Origin of the sequence: Spirosoma spitsbergense DSM 19989, assembly GCF_000374085.1 — a bacterium.
Taxonomy (GTDB): Bacteria; Bacteroidota; Bacteroidia; order Cytophagales; family Spirosomataceae; genus Spirosoma; species Spirosoma spitsbergense.
Window position 1 is genome coordinate 13,535 of the sequence record NZ_KB893477.1, and the last position, 17,236, is coordinate 30,770.

The 17,236-nt window shown below is 48.3% G+C and carries 20 protein-coding genes; 17 read left to right on the top strand and 3 right to left on the bottom strand.

Features of this window, described 5'->3' with window-relative positions:
* Nucleotides 1-34: 34 nt before the first annotated feature.
* From B157_RS0110275 to B157_RS0110310, 8 genes are all read left to right on the top strand, one after another.
* The gene (locus tag B157_RS0110275) at nt 35-946 is read left to right on the top strand and encodes a hypothetical protein (protein WP_020603245.1); all 912 of its coding nucleotides are present in this window, start codon (nt 35-37) and stop codon (nt 944-946) included.
* Nucleotides 947-1,032: 86 nt separating this feature from the next.
* Nucleotides 1,033-2,109 carry a hypothetical protein gene (locus tag B157_RS0110280; protein WP_020603246.1) on the top strand — a complete coding sequence of 359 codons (1,077 nt, stop codon included), beginning with the start codon at nt 1,033-1,035 and terminating at the stop codon, nt 2,107-2,109.
* Nucleotides 2,110-2,187: 78 nt separating this feature from the next.
* Nucleotides 2,188-3,279 (top strand): hypothetical protein, encoded by a 1,092-nt coding sequence (locus B157_RS0110285; RefSeq protein WP_020603247.1) that lies wholly within the window; start codon nt 2,188-2,190, stop codon nt 3,277-3,279.
* The gene (locus tag B157_RS36780; RefSeq protein ID WP_020603248.1) at nt 3,279-3,728 is read left to right on the top strand and encodes a hypothetical protein; all 450 of its coding nucleotides are present in this window, start codon (nt 3,279-3,281) and stop codon (nt 3,726-3,728) included. The genes B157_RS0110285 and B157_RS36780 overlap by 1 nt, the downstream gene beginning before the upstream one ends.
* Complete coding sequence (locus tag B157_RS0110295) at nt 3,725-4,291, top strand: hypothetical protein (RefSeq protein ID WP_020603249.1); 567 nt, start codon at nt 3,725-3,727, stop codon at nt 4,289-4,291. The genes B157_RS36780 and B157_RS0110295 overlap by 4 nt, the downstream gene beginning before the upstream one ends.
* Nucleotides 4,282-4,545 carry a hypothetical protein gene (locus tag B157_RS0110300; protein WP_020603250.1) on the top strand — a complete coding sequence of 88 codons (264 nt, stop codon included), beginning with the start codon at nt 4,282-4,284 and terminating at the stop codon, nt 4,543-4,545. Before B157_RS0110295 ends, B157_RS0110300 begins: the two co-directional genes overlap by 10 nt.
* Nucleotides 4,542-4,781 carry a hypothetical protein gene (locus tag B157_RS0110305; RefSeq protein WP_020603251.1) on the top strand — a complete coding sequence of 80 codons (240 nt, stop codon included), beginning with the start codon at nt 4,542-4,544 and terminating at the stop codon, nt 4,779-4,781. The genes B157_RS0110300 and B157_RS0110305 overlap by 4 nt, the downstream gene beginning before the upstream one ends.
* A gap of 214 nt (nt 4,782-4,995) precedes the next feature.
* Entirely contained in the window at nt 4,996-9,132 is a 4,137-nt protein-coding gene (locus B157_RS0110310; protein WP_020603252.1) for a tape measure protein, read from the top strand.
* Between the two features lie 35 nt (nt 9,133-9,167).
* Here the strand turns inward: B157_RS0110310 and B157_RS0110315 are convergent, their stop codons facing one another.
* Together B157_RS0110315 and B157_RS0110325 are read right to left on the bottom strand one after the other, a co-directional pair.
* Nucleotides 9,168-9,704 (bottom strand): DUF4468 domain-containing protein, encoded by a 537-nt coding sequence (locus B157_RS0110315; RefSeq protein WP_020603253.1) that lies wholly within the window; start codon nt 9,702-9,704, stop codon nt 9,168-9,170.
* Between the two features lie 355 nt (nt 9,705-10,059).
* Nucleotides 10,060-10,446, bottom strand: coding sequence for a hypothetical protein (locus B157_RS0110325; RefSeq protein ID WP_020603255.1), 387 nt, complete (start codon nt 10,444-10,446; stop codon nt 10,060-10,062).
* Nucleotides 10,447-10,711: 265 nt separating this feature from the next.
* Here B157_RS0110325 and B157_RS0110330 point away from each other — a divergent pair, with 265 nt between their 5' ends.
* From B157_RS0110330 to B157_RS0110355, 5 genes are all read left to right on the top strand, one after another.
* Nucleotides 10,712-10,927: a helix-turn-helix domain-containing protein gene (locus B157_RS0110330; RefSeq protein ID WP_026308622.1), complete on the top strand. Its 216-nt coding sequence runs from the start codon at nt 10,712-10,714 to the stop codon at nt 10,925-10,927.
* Between the two features lie 209 nt (nt 10,928-11,136).
* The gene (locus B157_RS0110335; protein ID WP_020603257.1) at nt 11,137-11,535 is read left to right on the top strand and encodes a hypothetical protein; all 399 of its coding nucleotides are present in this window, start codon (nt 11,137-11,139) and stop codon (nt 11,533-11,535) included.
* A complete protein-coding gene (locus B157_RS36785; protein WP_020603258.1) occupies nt 11,528-12,310 on the top strand; it encodes a Rha family transcriptional regulator in 783 nt (260 codons plus the stop codon). The genes B157_RS0110335 and B157_RS36785 overlap by 8 nt, the downstream gene beginning before the upstream one ends.
* 137 nt (nt 12,311-12,447) lie before the next feature.
* The gene (locus B157_RS0110350; protein WP_020603260.1) at nt 12,448-12,633 is read left to right on the top strand and encodes a hypothetical protein; all 186 of its coding nucleotides are present in this window, start codon (nt 12,448-12,450) and stop codon (nt 12,631-12,633) included.
* Between the two features lie 64 nt (nt 12,634-12,697).
* Nucleotides 12,698-13,786 carry a GIY-YIG nuclease family protein gene (locus B157_RS0110355; RefSeq protein ID WP_020603261.1) on the top strand — a complete coding sequence of 363 codons (1,089 nt, stop codon included), beginning with the start codon at nt 12,698-12,700 and terminating at the stop codon, nt 13,784-13,786.
* A 36-nt stretch (nt 13,787-13,822) separates the two neighbouring features.
* Here the strand turns inward: B157_RS0110355 and B157_RS0110360 are convergent, their stop codons facing one another.
* Nucleotides 13,823-14,935, bottom strand: a complete 1,113-nt coding sequence (locus B157_RS0110360) for a hypothetical protein (RefSeq protein WP_157618374.1) — start codon at nt 14,933-14,935, stop codon at nt 13,823-13,825.
* A gap of 253 nt (nt 14,936-15,188) precedes the next feature.
* On the opposite strand from B157_RS0110360, the gene B157_RS0110365 reads away from it, so the two are divergent.
* Genes B157_RS0110365 through B157_RS0110380 form a run of 4 tightly spaced genes read left to right on the top strand, consistent with a single transcriptional unit; the run spans nt 15,189 to nt 17,146 of the window.
* Nucleotides 15,189-15,440: a hypothetical protein gene (locus tag B157_RS0110365; protein WP_157618376.1), complete on the top strand. Its 252-nt coding sequence runs from the start codon at nt 15,189-15,191 to the stop codon at nt 15,438-15,440.
* Between the two features lie 50 nt (nt 15,441-15,490).
* The gene (locus tag B157_RS0110370) at nt 15,491-15,790 is read left to right on the top strand and encodes a hypothetical protein (RefSeq protein ID WP_020603264.1); all 300 of its coding nucleotides are present in this window, start codon (nt 15,491-15,493) and stop codon (nt 15,788-15,790) included.
* On the top strand, nt 15,774-16,580 hold the full coding sequence (locus B157_RS0110375; protein WP_020603265.1) for a hypothetical protein: 807 nt from the start codon (nt 15,774-15,776) through the stop codon (nt 16,578-16,580). The genes B157_RS0110370 and B157_RS0110375 overlap by 17 nt, the downstream gene beginning before the upstream one ends.
* 29 nt (nt 16,581-16,609) lie before the next feature.
* The gene (locus tag B157_RS0110380; protein ID WP_020603266.1) at nt 16,610-17,146 is read left to right on the top strand and encodes a DUF4468 domain-containing protein; all 537 of its coding nucleotides are present in this window, start codon (nt 16,610-16,612) and stop codon (nt 17,144-17,146) included.
* Nucleotides 17,147-17,236: the final 90 nt, after the last annotated feature.

Sequence of the window (17,236 nt, forward strand, 5' to 3'; positions counted from 1 at the left end):
CAACTAACCATAGCGTCTACGGACGGACACAACTATGCCACTTACCCTTGAAGATGTTACCGCGCTCACCGATGAGCAGATCACTCCGGAAATCGAAGCAGCCCTGCTGCCTAAACTCGAAGCCCGTGCCACCACGTACCTGACCGGAAAGGGGCTGATCGTGAAGCCCAAAACCGAGTATGATACGGAGTTTACGACCGAGCTGGCCAAACGGGAAAAGGCGTTTGCCGATTCGGAATCGCCCAAGTTCTACGGAGCGATGGACCGGATGCTGGCGGCCGTTGGCATGAAAAAGCCGGACGGTATCGGTACGGCGGCTTTCGTTCAGAAACTCTCCGATGAGGGTAAGCTACCCTTCACCGAAGCCCAGATCCAGAAGCTGGAAAAGATGCTCAAAGGCGACGCGCTGTCTGAAACGGCGCAGGCGCTGATCGATCAGGCCAAAAAGGACCTGAATGATTATAAAGAAGAGCAGGAAAAGAAAGACAAAATTTCTTTCGGCAAAACGGTCAAACGGCTAGTCGATTCGTCGCTCAAAACGGCTTCTGTTCCGGTCAATCCAAACCTGAAAACGGATGCCGAGAAAGCCGCTGCCCGCAAGGGGGATATCGACACGATAACCAGCACGTTCAACGCCCTCTACGAAGGGGCTGAGGATGAGGCCGGGGTATTGTTTTTCAAGAAAAAGGGCACGGACGCCCCCCTGATGAACACCGCCACCGGCGAGCCGATGACGCCTTTGGAAATCGTGCAGAAGTTCCACGGCATCTTTCTGGCTCCGGCCGGCCATCAGCAGCAGGGTGGTGGAACGGGGGGCGGTGCGGCCGGGGGTGGGGCCAAAAGTACCAAGGAGGACATCTACAAAGCGGCCTCCGATCAGGGCCTCAGGATGTATTCGCAAGCCTGGAAAGACTTTGTGAAGGCCGAAGAAGAAAAGTTAAAGTAACCGTGCCGGACGTAAAGCCGGACATTGCCAGGACACCTATGGACGGGTGCAAAAACTAATTCATTCATTTAAACCCGTTTATTGTCATGTCAATTACCGCCACGACTTTACCCGAAATGATTGCCAGTATTGATAACGGCTCTCAGTTTGGTGCGCTGGAAAAGCGGATGTCCCACTACGGGGCTATCAACATGTTTTACCGCAATGCCAATGCCCTATTTGGTGCGGCTCTGATTGCCGAACTGCGGAAGCTGCCGTTTACCCGTACCGTGAAAATTCCCATTTTCGACAAGTACGACCACACGATCCTGACCGCCCGCTCCTGCGATATCGCCTGCAACAACGTCGATACCCGCACCAAAACACTGACCCGTACGCACCTGGCGATTGATATCTGTATCAATCCCACGGACTACGAGAACAACTACGCCAAGATGAGTCAGGCCTTGATGCACCGCTACATTATGGCCAAGAAAGCCGTCTACCGGACACTCGACACGATGGCCGTTACCTACGCGGATGCCAACAAGGATACGACCATGACCGTCGATCCGGGTGGAGCCACGCCCAACGCCAATCCATTGTTTACGGGAAAGGCTGGTGCGTACGAACTGCCCTCGACGCTCAAATTCTACGCCTACCTGGCCACGATTCTGGAGCAGCTGGACATCGACGGCCCGTATCTGGATATTGCCAACACGGTAGCGAATGCCGAGCAAAACATTCTGCGCAATCCCGGCAACGGCGCTCTGTTGGATACGACCAGCCTGATGAACGGGGCGGGGATCACGCAGTACGATTACTCGAACCGGGTGGCACCTGGTGTGCTGATGCCGGTTCACTACATCGCGCCCGTTGGCTCGATTGGCGTACTTAACATGATCGATCCGGTCTATCAGGATAAGCCCGTGATTGGCTCAGGTGACAGCATTGAGCAGTGGAAAGATTTCAAAAACAAAACCGAGCTGAAGGCCTGGGGCCAGACGCCGGATGAAGTGTTCAATGATTGGGACTGGGGTGTTTTGCAGGAGGTTGTCTGCGTGAACGAAACAATCCTGTACAAGGTGAAATTCTCGGCCGACTTCATGTTTGCCTGTGACTTCACCTCCGTGGCCGGTGAGTCTCCGCTGAAGCGTTTCGACGTGGCCGCACTGACCACGTAGGCCATTGATTAATTGATTATCGACAAAAAAGCCCTCTCTGACTTGGAGGGGGCTTTTTTGTCTAACTGATCCTGCTTTATGTACGATACCGCGTCACTGACCAAACAATTAACGGGCCTTGTAGGGCTGTACAATGACCTGTTTGATGATTCGGGCCAGCCCGCCACCCCCTCGCCGGTGGTTTATCTTTCCGACGCACACAAGCTGCTGCGGCCCGATATCATCAATGCGCTGGGGCCGGATCTGACAAGTGCCGAGGCTCTTCTAGCCTGGTATTCGCGCATCGAGAAAGGAGCAATCAACAAACTGGCCCTGTCGCTCTCGGGCACGCCTACGGTTTCGGCGGTGCTGAACCGGCAATCGGTTTTCGCCAAAGAAGCCAATATTCAGGGAGCCGCCCTCACTAAAAACAACCGGTTTCTGGCCTGGCGTATGACGATGCCGACCGGCCTGGTCAAAACCCAGATTATCCGGGGAGGTATTCAGTTTACCGGTCCTGTTACCGACTTTCCGCTCTATCTGTTTCACTCCGAAAATGCCGATCCTGTGGCCGTTATCAACCTGACGGGCAACACCGCAAACCGTACCATTTGGGCTAATTTCGGTGAGTACCTGAACCCCTCAGAGGGGTATTATCTGATTGGCTACTACGAAGCCGATTTGCCGCCGGGTGTATCGGTCATTGGCCGGGAGCAATCTTTCACGGTGGCGGGCTGCTCTTCCTGCAACGGATCGGATTACGCCCTGGTCGCCGAGCGCTCCAAATACATCAATATAGAAGCGGTATATGTAGCAGGCGTATTAGTAACGGGCATTTTGAATTGGCCGGATGAAACGGTGATCAGTAATCAGACCTGGGGCCTGAACCTGACAATCGAGGCCTACTGCGACCGCCAAAATCTACTGGTGAAGGCCCTACTGTATTTGATTGCCTGTGATGTGCTGGAGGAAATTGCCAGCTCTGACCGGGTGAACGGCCTGAGTGCCCAGCTGCGCAGTGAGGCATACGTGGCCTTGTACGGACAGAGTTCCAGCAAGGTGACAAACGGAGCATTGGCCGTGGTGCGCGATAACGCTCTGACGGAGCTAAAAAACGCACTGGCCAGTAACAACTGTCAGAAAGTAGAGGCCCCTCGGCGGGGTATTCGCTTTGATTCCCTGTTTGACTGATGGCGCGAAGGACAAGCGATCTGAGCACGGTGCTGGTGGCCAAATTGCTGCTGATAACGCCCGATCTATTGCACCGGGTTATGGCGCAGGTGATCGAGGCCAACAGCGCCTTTATCGAAAACCTCAACCGGGCGCAGTTATTCGACGGAAAACGGGCCGATGGCTCCGACATCACGCCGGATTATACGGAATATACCGTAGCCGTTAAACAGTCTAAGGGCCAACGCTCGGACCGGGTGACAGTGCGGGACACGGGCAGTTTTTATGAATCCATCTTCACGGAGGTATTCACCGAGGCATTTGATCTGAAGGCTGACGACCCCAAAACGGGTGAGTTATTGGGTAAGTACGGGAACCTGCTGGGCCTGATGCCCGAATCGAAAGAGAAGCTGAGCAATCACATCAAGCCGCAGTTTGTGGCGGTGTTAAAGCAAGAAATTGGACTATGAATCAGGCATTATCACCCCCCGTTGAGGAAACAGAAGGCCCGGTCTGGATTGACCCGGTCGGCGTCGATCTGGTCGTCAGCTATGTTAAGGACCAACTAGCCACGCTAGACTGGCTGCAACACACATTAGGCCGGATAAAACCCCAGATGGTCAATGGGAAGCTGGAGCCCTGGATTCAGCGGAAAGCGGATGGAGGAGAATATTACCGGGCCTACCCGAATGATACGCTCAAATCGTTCTCCTGCCTGTACGCCCACGATGATGAGCAGTATGTCAACCACCTGTTCATCAAGCGTACCCTCTCGGTCATAGTCTGGGTCAACTTAGCCAAATTGCCCCTGCCTGCCCGATCAATGGAGCAGTTAAAACAGGATGTACGGAATCAGTTGCGCGAACTGGACTGCGTAGTGGAGCTGGGCCGATCGTTCGATCAAACCGTACAGGGGTCTACGGCTATTTATCCCGGCTTCGATGTATCGGGCTTGGAAGAACGCTATTTAACCTATCCGTACTGGGGCTTTAGGGTTGAAACTACAATTTACTTTGCTGATTTATGTTCCTGAACTTACTGCTTACCGCCCTCGTCGGCGCGGCCGGAGTCATTCTTTGCGAGAAGTGGAAGATTGATGACTACTTCAACACGCACGGCTACTGGTGTAAGTACTGGCCCGCCGAGCCGTGTTTGCTGTGCCGGGGCTTCTGGATGGGCTGTGCTGTTTTTATCCTCCTGACCCTATTACCGTACAGCGTATATTTGTTTGTACCCCTGGCGGCCATTCCCTTGCAGGTGTTACTAATTCGATTCTATAAACCATGAAACACGAAAATCGCAGGATCGTTGCTTTCGCAGGACTAGCCCTCATCTGGCTGTGCATCGGCGCTTTGCTGGGGTACAAATACGGCTATGAGCGGGGCAAAAAAGCCGTCTACAACAAAGTAGATTCACTACTGAGGAAACAAAAAACTATGCAAACCTACACCCTGCCTAAAGCCACCATCACCGTACACGATTCGCCCCGAACGCTGCCCGAATCCAGGCGCGTGGAGCAGTAAAGTACATTTGAGGTGCTGTAATTGGCAACTATGAAGTAACAATAAACGATATGTGACTATACAAATCCCACTCTAATTTTAGGGTGGGCTTTTTTTCTTAATTTTACCTCTATACCCCACTACCGGACGGTGCGCGGCTATTAAAAATCGCTTAACTGTCCCGGTGTTGCACTACGGACGGTGCGGCAATCCCCAACGCCAACCTTAACCGTCCATGATTGACCACGACGACCTTTTTTCAGAAAGTAAAATATTAGCTTCAATCGCTAGATTGTTAGCCGCCAATAAAGAATTTGGCGAATCCGTAATAAATACAAACAGTCGAATAGGTAAAACAGTACAAGAACAGCTTACCCTACTGGCTAAGTACAAAGTACAGTTAGAGGGATTAAGGGACAGTAAAGATGTCTTCGGATTCGCAAAGGAAATCAATGAAACAACCTCAGCAATTCGGGCAAACAACGGGATTTTATCCCAAAACAAATCATTAGTTGATTCCAACAACAAGGTAATTGAGCAGATGAGCAGCCGACTGGCTGAACTGCAAAAAGAGTACGAAACCCTAGACCTCACCCAAAAAAAGGACGTTGCCCGTAAGAAGGAAATCCAGCGGGAACTTACCTCAACCACCCGCGCTGTAACCTCCCTTACCAGTGCTACATCCGTAGCCGGTCGGACAGTTAAAGCCGCCGAAAACTCATTCGATGCCCTTAAGCAGCAGACTCGTGACCTGAAAAGGTCGCTGGACGCATTACCTAATAGTTACGACCGGGGCACAAATAAAATAAATGAACAGAACCGGGCGGCTGTTGCACTGAATGCACAGTATCAGAAAAATATTGCTTCGATCAATGCCATTGAACGAGGGCAAAAGAACTTTCGCGGTAATGTCGGCAACTATCCAACCGCCCAATCGTCCGGTTCTTCGCTGAGTAGTATTGGCTCACTGGCGGCTGGGGCGGCTGGTGTGGGTTCGGTGGCTATCGTTGCCGACAAAATCCTATCGGGATTAAAATCGGCCGGTGAAATTATTCTACAGTTTGATTCGCTGGATTCGGCCCTCAAAGTTGTCTCTAATGACACCAATTTATTTACCCAGCGTCAGGCGATGCTCAGTAAGGTGTCGGATGATTTGGGGCAGGACTTATCAGTTGTTGAAAAGACCTATACCAACCTAACGGCATCAAGCAAGGGCACCCGGCTAGAAGGCGAGGCAACGGATAAGATTTTTACCGCCATTACGGGTACGATGGGGCGGCTCAAAAAGCCGGGCCAAGACACGGAACGGGCGTTACTGGCAATAGGCCAAGTCATGAGTAAAGGTGTTTTGGCCAGCGAAGAATTAAGGGGGCAGTTGGGTGAAGTAATCCCAAATGCTTTTGGCATAGCCAGTAAAGCAATGGGCGTTACAACCCAGAAATTAGGCGATATGCTTAAAAACGGCGAAGTACTGGCTTCGGACTTCCTGCCCAAATTTGCTGCCGAACTCGAACGTACCTTCAACCCAAACCATGAACAGCGAGTGGAGGGGCTAGCCGCCAATTTAGCCCGCCTTCGGAATGAGAACGTTGAATGGCTGAAAAGCATCAACATTGGCGATAAGGCTGGTGAATTTATTGGCAATATCACTAAAATGGCCCGTTCGGTTCGGGAGTACTTTTCGCCTGCCTTTGTTGAGTCTACCCGCATTTTCAACGAGCAGACTGATTCCCTCAACACGCTGGAATCGACCATGCCGGGCTTACTTTCCCGCTACGATGAACTGAAAAGCAAATCCAAGCTATCCACCGATGAGCAGAAGGAGTTGCAGACGGTTATCAATAACCTGACAAGTTTAGCTCCCTCAGCCGCAACTGGCTTCGATGCCTATGGTAACGCGCTGGACATCAACAAGGGTAAGGTACTGTCGTTTACAGCCGCTCAACGGCAACTAAACGCCGAACTCAACAAACAGGCCATTGCAGACGTAACCCGACAAGCGGGCGCGGATATGTCCGTTATTCAGGATCGCCAGAAAAAGCTTAATAGCGGCAAAGAATTGAAGGGGCCTATAGCTAGGGTGTTCAGTGGAATGAATGACCGCTATCAGAGTATTTCCGATGAGCGAAGTAAAGAATTGCAGGGAGAGATTGACACGAAAAGTGAAAGCGTCATAAGCAAGGCTCGTCAGATTATGAGCATGGGTGGAGTAGTAAATGGAGCGCTACGAAAATACGTGGAAAACTCGTCTGACTATAGCGCGAAGCAACTGTTATTAATTGACGACTACAATAAGAAGATTACCGACAAACAGGCGGTTGCGGCTGACCTTTTCCAGAAGGGGGCCAAAAAACAGCGGGAAGTAGTGGTGAAGGAGATTGGCAAATTAAAGGCCGAGTTAGGCCAAATCATCAACCCAACGTTACCGGGCGAAAAGTCTGGTAGTGACAAACCCGAACTCAGTCAGGCAGCGGCCAATAAAGCCAAAGCAGCCGCCGAAAAACAGTTATCCGAATCGCTCAGAAAATCCCAATCCGTTACCGGCGATAAACTAGCCAATCTGGACAGCCAGCGTCAGGACGGGTTAATCACGGAGCAGCAGTTCATTGAAGATCGCCTAAAAATTACGCTGGATGGCCTTAATAATCGTCAGGCATTACTGGAAAAGGCAGGCAAGAAAGAGACAGACGATTATATCAATATTCAGAAAGAGAAGAAAAAAGCCGACACTGAATACAGCCGCTCACAGTTGCAACTTGACCTGAAAAGCAATAAGGGCAAAACGGACGCTTCACTAAGTGGGCTGGATAAACAGCGTAGCGAAGGCGATATGTCCGATTTGTCGTATATCGACAAGCGGCATGAGTTAATTGTGGCCGGAATCGAACGGGATCAGGTTACTTTGAGAGAAGCCGGGCAAGCCCAAACTGAACTGTTTAAGGCCACTGACACCGCTTTGCAGGCTGAACAGAGTGACTATCTGGATAAACGGTTACAGGCGATTAAAAAGTCATTCAAAGAGGAGCTAGGGGCTATCGGTGACAGCCTGAAAACCATTGACCAGCAGGCCGGGGCTGACTACGAAACCCGACTTGCCGAAAGCAAGGTTTTCTACAATAGTTTGCGGCAACAGGTTGAGGAGGCCGAAGCGAACGGGCGAATTTCACCAACCGATGCCCGTAACTCAATACAGCTTATTGATATAAATGAAACAAAGGCTGAACTGACCATTTTTCAGCAAATTATTGAGCAAAGTAAGACACTGACTCACTCATTTATCGACGATAGGATTGAACAACTTAAAAATTACATTGCCTTTTCTAATGGGTCCGAAAAGGAATTATTCGAATACAAAAAGGAGATAGCGGACTTAGAAAGGTTGCGTGAAAAAAGCGACGCTGACGACGCAATAGCCCTACAAAAGAAGGTAGCCGACAATGATATTGCGGTTACAGACAAAGTACACCAGAACAAAAAGCAGAAGTCTGCCGAAGAAAAGCAGATGGCCAGGGATGTTTTAAATGCCGCCATTCAGGGGGGTGCCTCATTGGTTAATGCCCTTTTTGAAAGTGGACAACAGGGTATTGCTACACAACAGGCAGATTTAGAAAAAAGGCAGGCATTCGAGTTAAGTCTAGTAGGCGACAGTGAAGCGGCTAAAGCAGCGATTCAGCAAAAATATCAGGCCGAAAAGAATGTTTTAGCCCACAAGGCCGATGTTGCTGCCAGGGAGTCTGCATTATTTAATATCGCTATTGCGGGGGCACAGGGCGTGTTGTCCGCTTTGGCATCCATCCCGCCGAACGTGCCCCTATCTTTCGTGATTGGTGGGCTGGCATTGGCGCAAGCCGCAATCGTGGCGAGCCGTCCCCTACCCCAATACTTCGCAGGAAAGAACATCGACGGAATCAGTAACGACACCTACGCCGGCCCAGCCATTGCCGGAGAGCGGGGGCGTGAGTTGTGGCATCATGACGGACAAGTTGATTTGCTTAATAAAGCGACGTTAATAAACGTGGGCCGAAATGATGTGATTTACCCGAACCACATTACCGAAATGATCCTTAATAAGCCTCGTATGTTTGATGCTCGCAGTACGGCCAACTTCATAGCCGCCCAACAAAAGGCAGGTCAAAACATAAGCCGTCAGCGCGAATCTTATCAAGCTGGTTTAGCTGCAAATGCCTTCTCCAATGGCGGCCCCTCCGCTACGGCTATTGGCGAAGCGGTTGCTCACGCACTGGAAAACAACCCCAAGTACAGCCTGTCGTGGGATAAGAATGGGTTTAATATTCACGAACACGATGCCCATAATCGCCGGTTGATTCAGCGCAATAAGCACCAATTGGGTAAGAAGGGGGTGAGCGTGTAAGGGTTATGCTGCCCACTAGTGGGTTTAGGTCAGAACTAGTCGAAATTATCAGCAGTCGTAACGGCTTTTTTCAGTGAGGAAAGTCGCTCGTTTACCTTTTTATCAATGTTTCCATAGAATCTATCCAAGAATTTCTGACTAACGTAAGGGAATTTTTCTGCTGGAAATATGTAGGAGGTTCCCTGTACAGTAAAGCTGGAGAGTGTTACCCTGTATTTACCCTCAGCCGCATCAATGCTGACCACATGGTAAACGTTGTACGTTTGATTGTACAGGCCGGTTGATTCTACAAACGAAAGCGTACCCTTTCCTGACACTTCGCCTGTTGTTGCGTCGTTAACTTCGAGCAAATCTTTAGGTTGGTTGTAGGTCTTTAAAAACCACTTTCGCGCCCGTTTGAATATATCTACTTTACTGACACCTTCAGCTATCTCAACATGGCGAAAGGTTATCTTTCCAGTAGTGTCAACAGGCACTATGCCATTCAACTTGCCATTCTGAATAAACGTCCTTTGGGCGAATGAGAAAGTGGTCAGGCAGGCCGTCAGCACAATACTAAGCAGTAATTTCATGGCGCGAAACAAGTTTTTCTAACAAAGGTACTAGTTACAAGGTCGTAGCCAATTCGTGTAGGTACATGGAATAATGCCTTCAATAAAAAAAGCCCCTTAAGTTCGGGGCGTTATACTTATTAGCAGTTTTTTTGTATCCAATCGAAAAGCTCCTTTTTTGTAATTCCCATAGTTTTCAGATTGGTTTCGATATGGAAGAGAGGTATCTCCTTTTCAGCACCCCGGAATATAATGGGTCGGAAGCTTCCGGGACAAAGCCATTTTTCATGCGAGGCTTCGGTTGACTTGTAACTACACCCCTTAAATTTAAGAAAAGCAATCCAACAGGCAACCTTTACCGTTCTTAAGTTACCCATTAGACTGTTACATATTGCTCATTGAACTTGGTTTCGGCGGGAAGGTTGAAATCTTCAATCAACTTTTCCGTACTGAGAAACTGTGTATTGAGCAACTGCTTATCCAGGTATGGGCGACGTTTCCAGCCATACTGACGGAGCTCGTTCATGACCTGGGCTTCGGATAGATCAAGCAGACTGACCAAATAGTCCTTTGCCACAACCTCGGTAAGCATCAGTACCGCTTCCCGCTCGGTACTGCCATAGCCCGACAGGTTCAGCGAGGGCATATAAGCGATCATAAACTCACCATCCCGAAAGGTGACAACCCGGACTTTGATATGGGTACTCCGATCTTTACGGGAAAAGTTAATTTTTATAAACTCCTCATCGTTGTTATTGGCCATAATGGAGGCAGATAGAATTATCTTTAACTAATAAGAGTATATGTATTGTATATACAAATCAACAACATAATTCGGGAAATAGTAAGAATAAAACACAAATATATTTGCAAATAAATGACGACCACCTGACGTAGAAGTGACAGATATATGACAAAACAGGTTTAAAATAGCCAATCACTCAATGATGGGGCCGTTTGTAACTAACCTGTTGCTCAAATCGAACAGGTCACTATTTTTACACCCAGAAACTAGGCACATCATTCTCATGTCAGAAATTACACCAGAACAAATAGGGGAAATAATTAAGCAACTCCGAAAGGAACGGAATCTTACACAAACGGAATTAGGCGAAAAGATGGGTGTTAAGAAATCTTCTATTGCGCTCTACGAAAAGGGTAGAGACAACATTTCGTTATCAACGCTTAAGAGGATAGCATCCGCTTTAAACGCTGAGTTAACTATCAATATCACACTAAAATAGGGTAAAAAAATTTATACTTTAAGTTTGATTATATGTAAACTTTTTATTAATATTGTAAAGTCAACTAGTGACAGAAACGCTGCACAGTACCCTAAGCGGGTTGCCCGGCAAAGTAAGTAACTGACTGACTGCCAATAAAAAACCCCAATGCTAAGATTTCGACGTCCATAGCAAAGGGGCAAGTGTCACAATCTAACGGGTAAGTTAAAATGAACACAGACCAAAAGTACGGGTCAGACGCATCCGGCGCAACCCCAACTCCACCAGCGGCCCAAAACGGCCCCCAAACCCCTCCCCCGCCTGACAATCGGCAACCGATAGCCGAATCCGCGTCCTGTTCTGAATCGGAGATCAAGTTACCCCTTTCCGTTTGGGAATGTAGGGGTAATCTATCCGAGGTTGAATTAGTGTACTGGGCACTCGAAGGCTCAAAGCAATCCTACCTCAAAGACCTTGTAGAAGAGGCAAAAACACCGGATAGCCAGGAGTACGAAACGGCTGATTACTGCCTGACCAAGTTACAGGAGATTCAGAATAGCCTGTTTGGGTTAGTGGCTGGTCTGGCTTCCCGCCTGTCTTTATCCGCAAACGGGATGAGCCATGAATGAGCTGATAAAAATCACGCCTAACGAACAAGGTTCGTTAGTGGTAAGCTCACTCGACTACGCTACCGGACTGGAGATTCAGCACAAGAATCTATTAGAAACGATTCGTACCCATCAGGAGGCTATTGAATCAAACTTTGGAAGGGTTGCGTTTGAAACGGAACCCTTGGCAACGGGTGGAGGCAAGCAAAATAAACTGGTTGCCTACCTAACGGAAGATCAGGCTCTTTTTGTGGGTACGCTCAGCCGTAATTCTAAACGGGTCGTTGAATTTAAGGCAACGCTGGTTAAATCCTTTGCCGATGCCCGGCGACGCATTGAACCGCCCGCCCCCGTTATTTCTACCACGGAGCAGGTCTTACTGCAACTGGTCAGCCAGAGTAATCAAATACTAGCCAGCCAAAGCGAAATGCTGCTTTCGTTGCGGGCCGATGTGGACAGTATCATGCAAACCGGCCACAAACTACCGCCTAAACCGCCCCGCCGTTCATTGCCCGGCAAACAACTCGGTTTACCCGGAATGCCGCCCGGTCGCTCTTCCGGTTCAATGCGCCAAACCATTCACAGCCGAATACTGGACTACTGCCAGTTTCACCAAACCACTACGCAGGAGGTGTACAGCTACCTCTATAAGCGACTGTTTGAGGTGTACGGCGTAAATGCCCATCGGCTCATGCGAACGAGCGGGGAATCAGTGATTGATTCCATAGAACGTTACGGCCATCTGGACAAGGTGTACTCGCTGATTATGGCTGAACTGGCTTACAACGAAGAGTAATAACTTAATGAATCCCCAACCGCTGCGCCTTTTTTTCTTTCCCGTGTTGTTTTTCCTGCTGGCCGCTCTTGGTGTTCAGTGGGCTAGACACCGGGTAGAGCAAGGAAAGGGGGAGCATAACCAACCAATTATTTATCATGGAAAACAAACCACAACCCCAAGTTCCGATTACCCCGCTTTCTCTGTTGACCCGCCAACTGGCCGACTGGCAAAACCTATTGGCCGACCTCATCCAATTGCAAGGCGATGTTGAGAAGCAGGAGTATTGCCGCCGAAAAATAACGGCGTTAGTAGCGGAACTCAATGCCCTAAACAATCAGTAAGTACGAATTAAACCGCTAACAAGGCTGGCCGCTGTGCTGGCCTTGTTTAGCTAATATTTATGATATGAAAAATAACATCCCAAAAGAACACTGGTCATCAGCCGGTGTTTACCAGATTCTAAACACCGTAAATGGAAAATGCTATATCGGTTCTTCGCATAAACTTAATGATCGCGCCCGTGCTCACAGAAATCAACTGAATAGGGGCAAGCACCATAGTTTGTACTTAAGTAGCGCCTACAAAAAATACGGCCCCGACGCTTTTGAGTTTAATTTGCTGGAAGTAGTTGATATAGTTAATCAGCCGATTGGCTTACTGACGGACACCGAGGATAGACTTATAAAATTGCACAAAGCTAACAATCGGGCCTACGGCTATAATGTCCGGGAGGTTGCTGAATCGACTCTAGGTATGAAACAATCCGAAGAGTTTAGAGCAAAAAAACGACAACAGAAAATGAAAATAGACCACCCTTTTAGGGTAGACCAAAAAGGCGAAAAACACCCTGTAGCAAAACTTTCTAACAAAACCGCTAAAGAGATAAAAATATTAATAACTAAAGGCTGGCAAAACATAGCTATAGGCAAATACCTGAACATCAACAGTAGCTATGTGACTAACATTAAAAAAGGTGTATGTTGGCAGGCTATAACAATCACAAAAGAAGAAATTGAGCAGTATGATGAACCGGAAATCCCAGCCAGTCAAAAGCTCAATATTAAGCAGGTTAAGCAAATAAAATATTTACTATCAATTGGAGGTATGGTGATTGACATTGTTGAGCATTTCGGCTATAAATACAATACTGTTTTCTATATAAAAAATAACAAAACCCATACTCAAATCGAGCTTACACCTGCGGATTGTGAATTATTCAAAAAGACAATTCCTGCCGATTTTCTACAGGAAGCCAGAGGGCGGGTAGAGCTAAGAAATTTTAACATTTTGAGTGAAATGAACTCAAGAAGGAACTCTTCATTCTCTCCTATGACGAAGAAGAAGGTTATTATAATAAAGCAATTATTGGAAAGTAAGTCTTCCTTGTTGTCAATTCGTAAACGGTTTGGTATTACCGAAGAGTCAATTGTAAGAATTCGCAACGGCAAGCTATTTCCTTCTATTAGTATCCCAAATGCGGGAAATACACAATAGCGGCAAAAAGAAGGGGGGGGGGGGAGCATAAGCCCACTATTCGCCAGATTTACGGCGGTATTTGTCCTGTAGGTTGTAGATAAACGACCAAAATTCAAACGAAGGCGTATTGTCATTGACCGGCAACCCCTCGGTTAGTAACAAGAATTTATTTTTCTGGTAAGCTTCACGGATTGAATCGGAGACGCTATTACCTCCTCCTATTATGGGAGGGTCGATAGCCTGCATAAATTCTTCTTCAACCTCCATTCGCTTAGCATCCAATGTCGTGTCGTCAGGTTCTAGCAGTTCCGTAGCTTCTAAAATTAGAGCCCTATGTAGTCGTTCGCCCGCTTCCTTTTTTCTATCAGGAAAGTGGGTCGGAAACTTCTGTTCTAATGGTTCTAAAACTTTGTCATAAAGAGGACTGATACTACGAGCGTGTTCTTGATTTAAGCCTTGTTCGCTGAGCTGCTTTGCAAGCTCTTCAATACCAGTTGGCGAATAGTCTTCCCATTTTTGACTATCTTTTCCATTGACTGAAAATGAGTCAACCAAACAGCAAAGAGCCAATATATTAGGGGCGGCCTGTTTGAGTAGCAAGTCAAATAATAAGAAACGAAAGTTATTTACTGCCTTTATCTTAGATTCTATATTGTTGCCATCTAAAGACTCCATTAATGGCGCGAAGTGTTGGTCAATTTCTTCTGTTGTTAAGCCTATGCCTGACCCTGTTAAACTATGAAAATCATGGATAGCGCGTAGGTGTTCGGGCATCTTCTGACTGGATTCAAAAAAAACAACTTCTGCCCCTTCGTCTTTTTTTTTCAATAGCCCTTTTAGCGTTTCCTCATCATAATCACTGTGCGTTTGTCCGTCAACTGAATAGATCATACAAGCCAGTGGCAGCGACTCGACAGGGTTATAATTTATTAAGGATTCACTGAATAAGTTCTGTAAAGCATTTATTGCGTTTGTTGATTCGATTGAACTGTCATATCCCATCAGGGCTGATAGTAAATCAAAATGTTTGTCTATGTCGTCTAATGTTGAGCCTACTGCTGAATGAATCAGACTATAGTAACTAAATTCGGTTCGCCGTGATTCTGGCAATTTATAACAAGAATCATGTAGCAATGCCGTGGCGCCCGGTAGTGTTAAGGTAAACATGAGTTGAATATATTGCTTTATTGTATATTTACAGAACGGTGTAAAGGCGATAATGTAGCTCTTTAAACTGATCTGTTGAGGTAGTTAGACAACGGAACTGAAAGCTAAAGGAAAAGCGCATGAAAGGAATACAGCCACAGAGCAATTTTTTAGATTCAACTTAAAAACTTGTGATTACTTTTCCCTGATCGAGTCGGGCGTCGGCTCCACGCAGGACGATATCGACCGCCACTTCGATCAGATAATGGGCCTTGTGGGATCAGATGATCTGGATGCGCAGCTGACGGCCATTAACAACACCCGGTTCCTATTCGCTAACCTGCTGGGCAAACAGTACTCGGCCCGCTCGCTGGCGTTTTGCTGTTTGGTTGAAACGGTTGACGGGGAGAACTGGCCCGACTACTCTCCGGAGGGCATCGAGCGAATGTCGATTCAGCTGGATATTCCGGATGAGGTTGTGAGCCAGTACTGGGAAACTCTAAAAAAAAAATCTATGCCGAACTGAGTGAAGCCTTTCCGGATAACTTTCCGGATAGTGAGGCCGACCGCGTCAGTTTGCAGCAGCGGTTGCTGATGTTACAGATTGATGAGTTGCTCGATCCGGATAACCCAACGCTCGACGATCAGCGTAATACACTGGCCTACGAAATTCAGGAAAGTATCAAGCCGCCCGTTCTGAGTGGACCCGCCAGCCAGTTAAAAGCCATTCGGGAGGTGTACGTGAGTAATAAAATCGCGCTCCAGATGGAGCACTTGCCCGTTGACGACAATACGCCGAGTTTCGCGTTCTGGCAGTACCTGATTGCCGTCGACAAGAAATATAAAGCATCCCTTCCCCATGGCAACGCTAGTTAATCGATTCGGATTTATCCTGTTTTCGCAGTTCGGACCCCAGGCCAGTGATTTGCTGGGTATTCCCGATGGCGGGGCCTTTACGCCTGGTTCGGCTTCGGTCATTCTGGTACCGGGCGAAACGTACTCGTTTTACCTGGCCATGCCAGCGGGCCTTGCTTTCGATAATGGGGATATCGACCTAGTGACGGCTGAGGGGCTGTCGCTCGTTTTACCCGCTATCGGCACCCTAGCCGATCTGGCCGTTGGGCCGGGTGTGCTGCACTTTATTCCCCAGATTAGTATCCCTGCCGGTACCCTGTTGCCAGAAGTGTATTACCGGTTACGGCTCAATGTAGCGGGTGGCAATACACTCTTTTCCAACCGGCTCTGGCTGCGCCGGTCGGGCTATGAGCAAACCTCGGCCCTTTTTTCCTATCGTAACCGGTCGGCCATTGGCCCCATCGCCTACGATCTGCCCGCTATGAGTGATTTCCGGAATGTGCTACGGCTTAAGTGTGAAGCAGGTCTACCCCAGACCGAAAGCGAAAGCGAGGAGTACGAGCAGATTACCACTGGAATGAAGGTGCCTGTCAGCCTGCGCAGCCATTTGGCCCTGCCGTTCGTGTGTCCGCGCACGGATGCCATTGGCCACGAGGGCTGGCGGACGCTGCTGCTGCACAAGGACATTCAGATCAACGGGCGGGCGGTCAGCGTGAAAACCCAGTACTCGGATGGCGAAAGCGGACTGGGGATCAGCGACGGTAGTTTTCAGGTGTGGGACTCTTCTTACGCCATTGTTAACCGGTGTTAATCAAAGATTCCAGGCAAAACACGCGTTTTATGAAAAACCAGCTCCTCTACCTACTCCTTCTCATCCTGCCCCTTAGTTCACTTGCTCAAAAAACCTTTGTTCAGGATGGGAAGCTAAATGGCGTATTGCCCATAAATGAATCGGGTCGGGTTGTCTATCAGATTATTGAGCCCGTCGAGGGTGTATCAAAAGAGGAAATCTTCAAGCGTGCCCGAAAGTGGCTCATTGATACCTACACATCCCCAAAAAACGGATTACAACTCAACGATCCCGGTACCGGTGAACTCTCAAGTAAGGAGACTTTTTCAATCAACCCCAGTATAATGGGTATAGCTGTCCCTACTCAGGTAAGCCACTCCATCACCATAGACGTGAAAGATGGAAAGTACCGGGTATTGGTGAGTAATTTCTACGTTGTGGCCAATACCATTCAGGGGCCAATTGAAGCATTGAAAAATACGACCAAAGGCTTTGTTACAAGCATTTTCAAACTAACTGACAGCCACGTTATGGAGTTGCTGACATCGCTAAACAAGGCAACCCATACCGACACGGCAGATTTTTAAGCTGAGACTGGCCTTTCTTCTGCCCAATTTTGTATTTTTGACCTACCCCACTACGGACGGTGCGCGGCCATTGAAGCCTTTTTTGCCCCC

Bases quoted from the DNA above. Each gene is read 5' to 3' on its own strand.
- B157_RS0110350 (WP_020603260.1), top strand. From the start codon at position 12,448: ATGGAAAACAAACCACAACCCCAAGTTCCGATTACCCCGCTTTCTCTG.
- B157_RS0110380 (WP_020603266.1), top strand. From the start codon at position 16,610: ATGAAAAACCAGCTCCTCTACCTACTCCTTCTCATCCTGCCCCTTAGT.
- B157_RS0110335 (WP_020603257.1), top strand. From the start codon at position 11,137: ATGAACACAGACCAAAAGTACGGGTCAGACGCATCCGGCGCAACCCCA.
- B157_RS0110310 (WP_020603252.1), top strand. From the start codon at position 4,996: ATGATTGACCACGACGACCTTTTTTCAGAAAGTAAAATATTAGCTTCA.
- B157_RS0110325 (WP_020603255.1), bottom strand. From the start codon at position 10,446: ATGGCCAATAACAACGATGAGGAGTTTATAAAAATTAACTTTTCCCGT.
- B157_RS0110295 (WP_020603249.1), top strand. From the start codon at position 3,725: ATGAATCAGGCATTATCACCCCCCGTTGAGGAAACAGAAGGCCCGGTC.
- B157_RS0110355 (WP_020603261.1), top strand. From the start codon at position 12,698: ATGAAAAATAACATCCCAAAAGAACACTGGTCATCAGCCGGTGTTTAC.
- B157_RS0110285 (WP_020603247.1), top strand. From the start codon at position 2,188: ATGTACGATACCGCGTCACTGACCAAACAATTAACGGGCCTTGTAGGG.
- B157_RS0110280 (WP_020603246.1), top strand. From the start codon at position 1,033: ATGTCAATTACCGCCACGACTTTACCCGAAATGATTGCCAGTATTGAT.
- B157_RS0110275 (WP_020603245.1), top strand. From the start codon at position 35: ATGCCACTTACCCTTGAAGATGTTACCGCGCTCACCGATGAGCAGATC.
- B157_RS36785 (WP_020603258.1), top strand. From the start codon at position 11,528: ATGAATGAGCTGATAAAAATCACGCCTAACGAACAAGGTTCGTTAGTG.
- B157_RS0110305 (WP_020603251.1), top strand. From the start codon at position 4,542: ATGAAACACGAAAATCGCAGGATCGTTGCTTTCGCAGGACTAGCCCTC.
- B157_RS0110360 (WP_157618374.1), bottom strand. From the start codon at position 14,935: ATGTTTACCTTAACACTACCGGGCGCCACGGCATTGCTACATGATTCT.
- B157_RS0110315 (WP_020603253.1), bottom strand. From the start codon at position 9,704: ATGAAATTACTGCTTAGTATTGTGCTGACGGCCTGCCTGACCACTTTC.
- B157_RS0110330 (WP_026308622.1), top strand. From the start codon at position 10,712: ATGTCAGAAATTACACCAGAACAAATAGGGGAAATAATTAAGCAACTC.
- B157_RS0110375 (WP_020603265.1), top strand. From the start codon at position 15,774: ATGGCAACGCTAGTTAATCGATTCGGATTTATCCTGTTTTCGCAGTTC.
- B157_RS0110300 (WP_020603250.1), top strand. From the start codon at position 4,282: ATGTTCCTGAACTTACTGCTTACCGCCCTCGTCGGCGCGGCCGGAGTC.
- B157_RS36780 (WP_020603248.1), top strand. From the start codon at position 3,279: ATGGCGCGAAGGACAAGCGATCTGAGCACGGTGCTGGTGGCCAAATTG.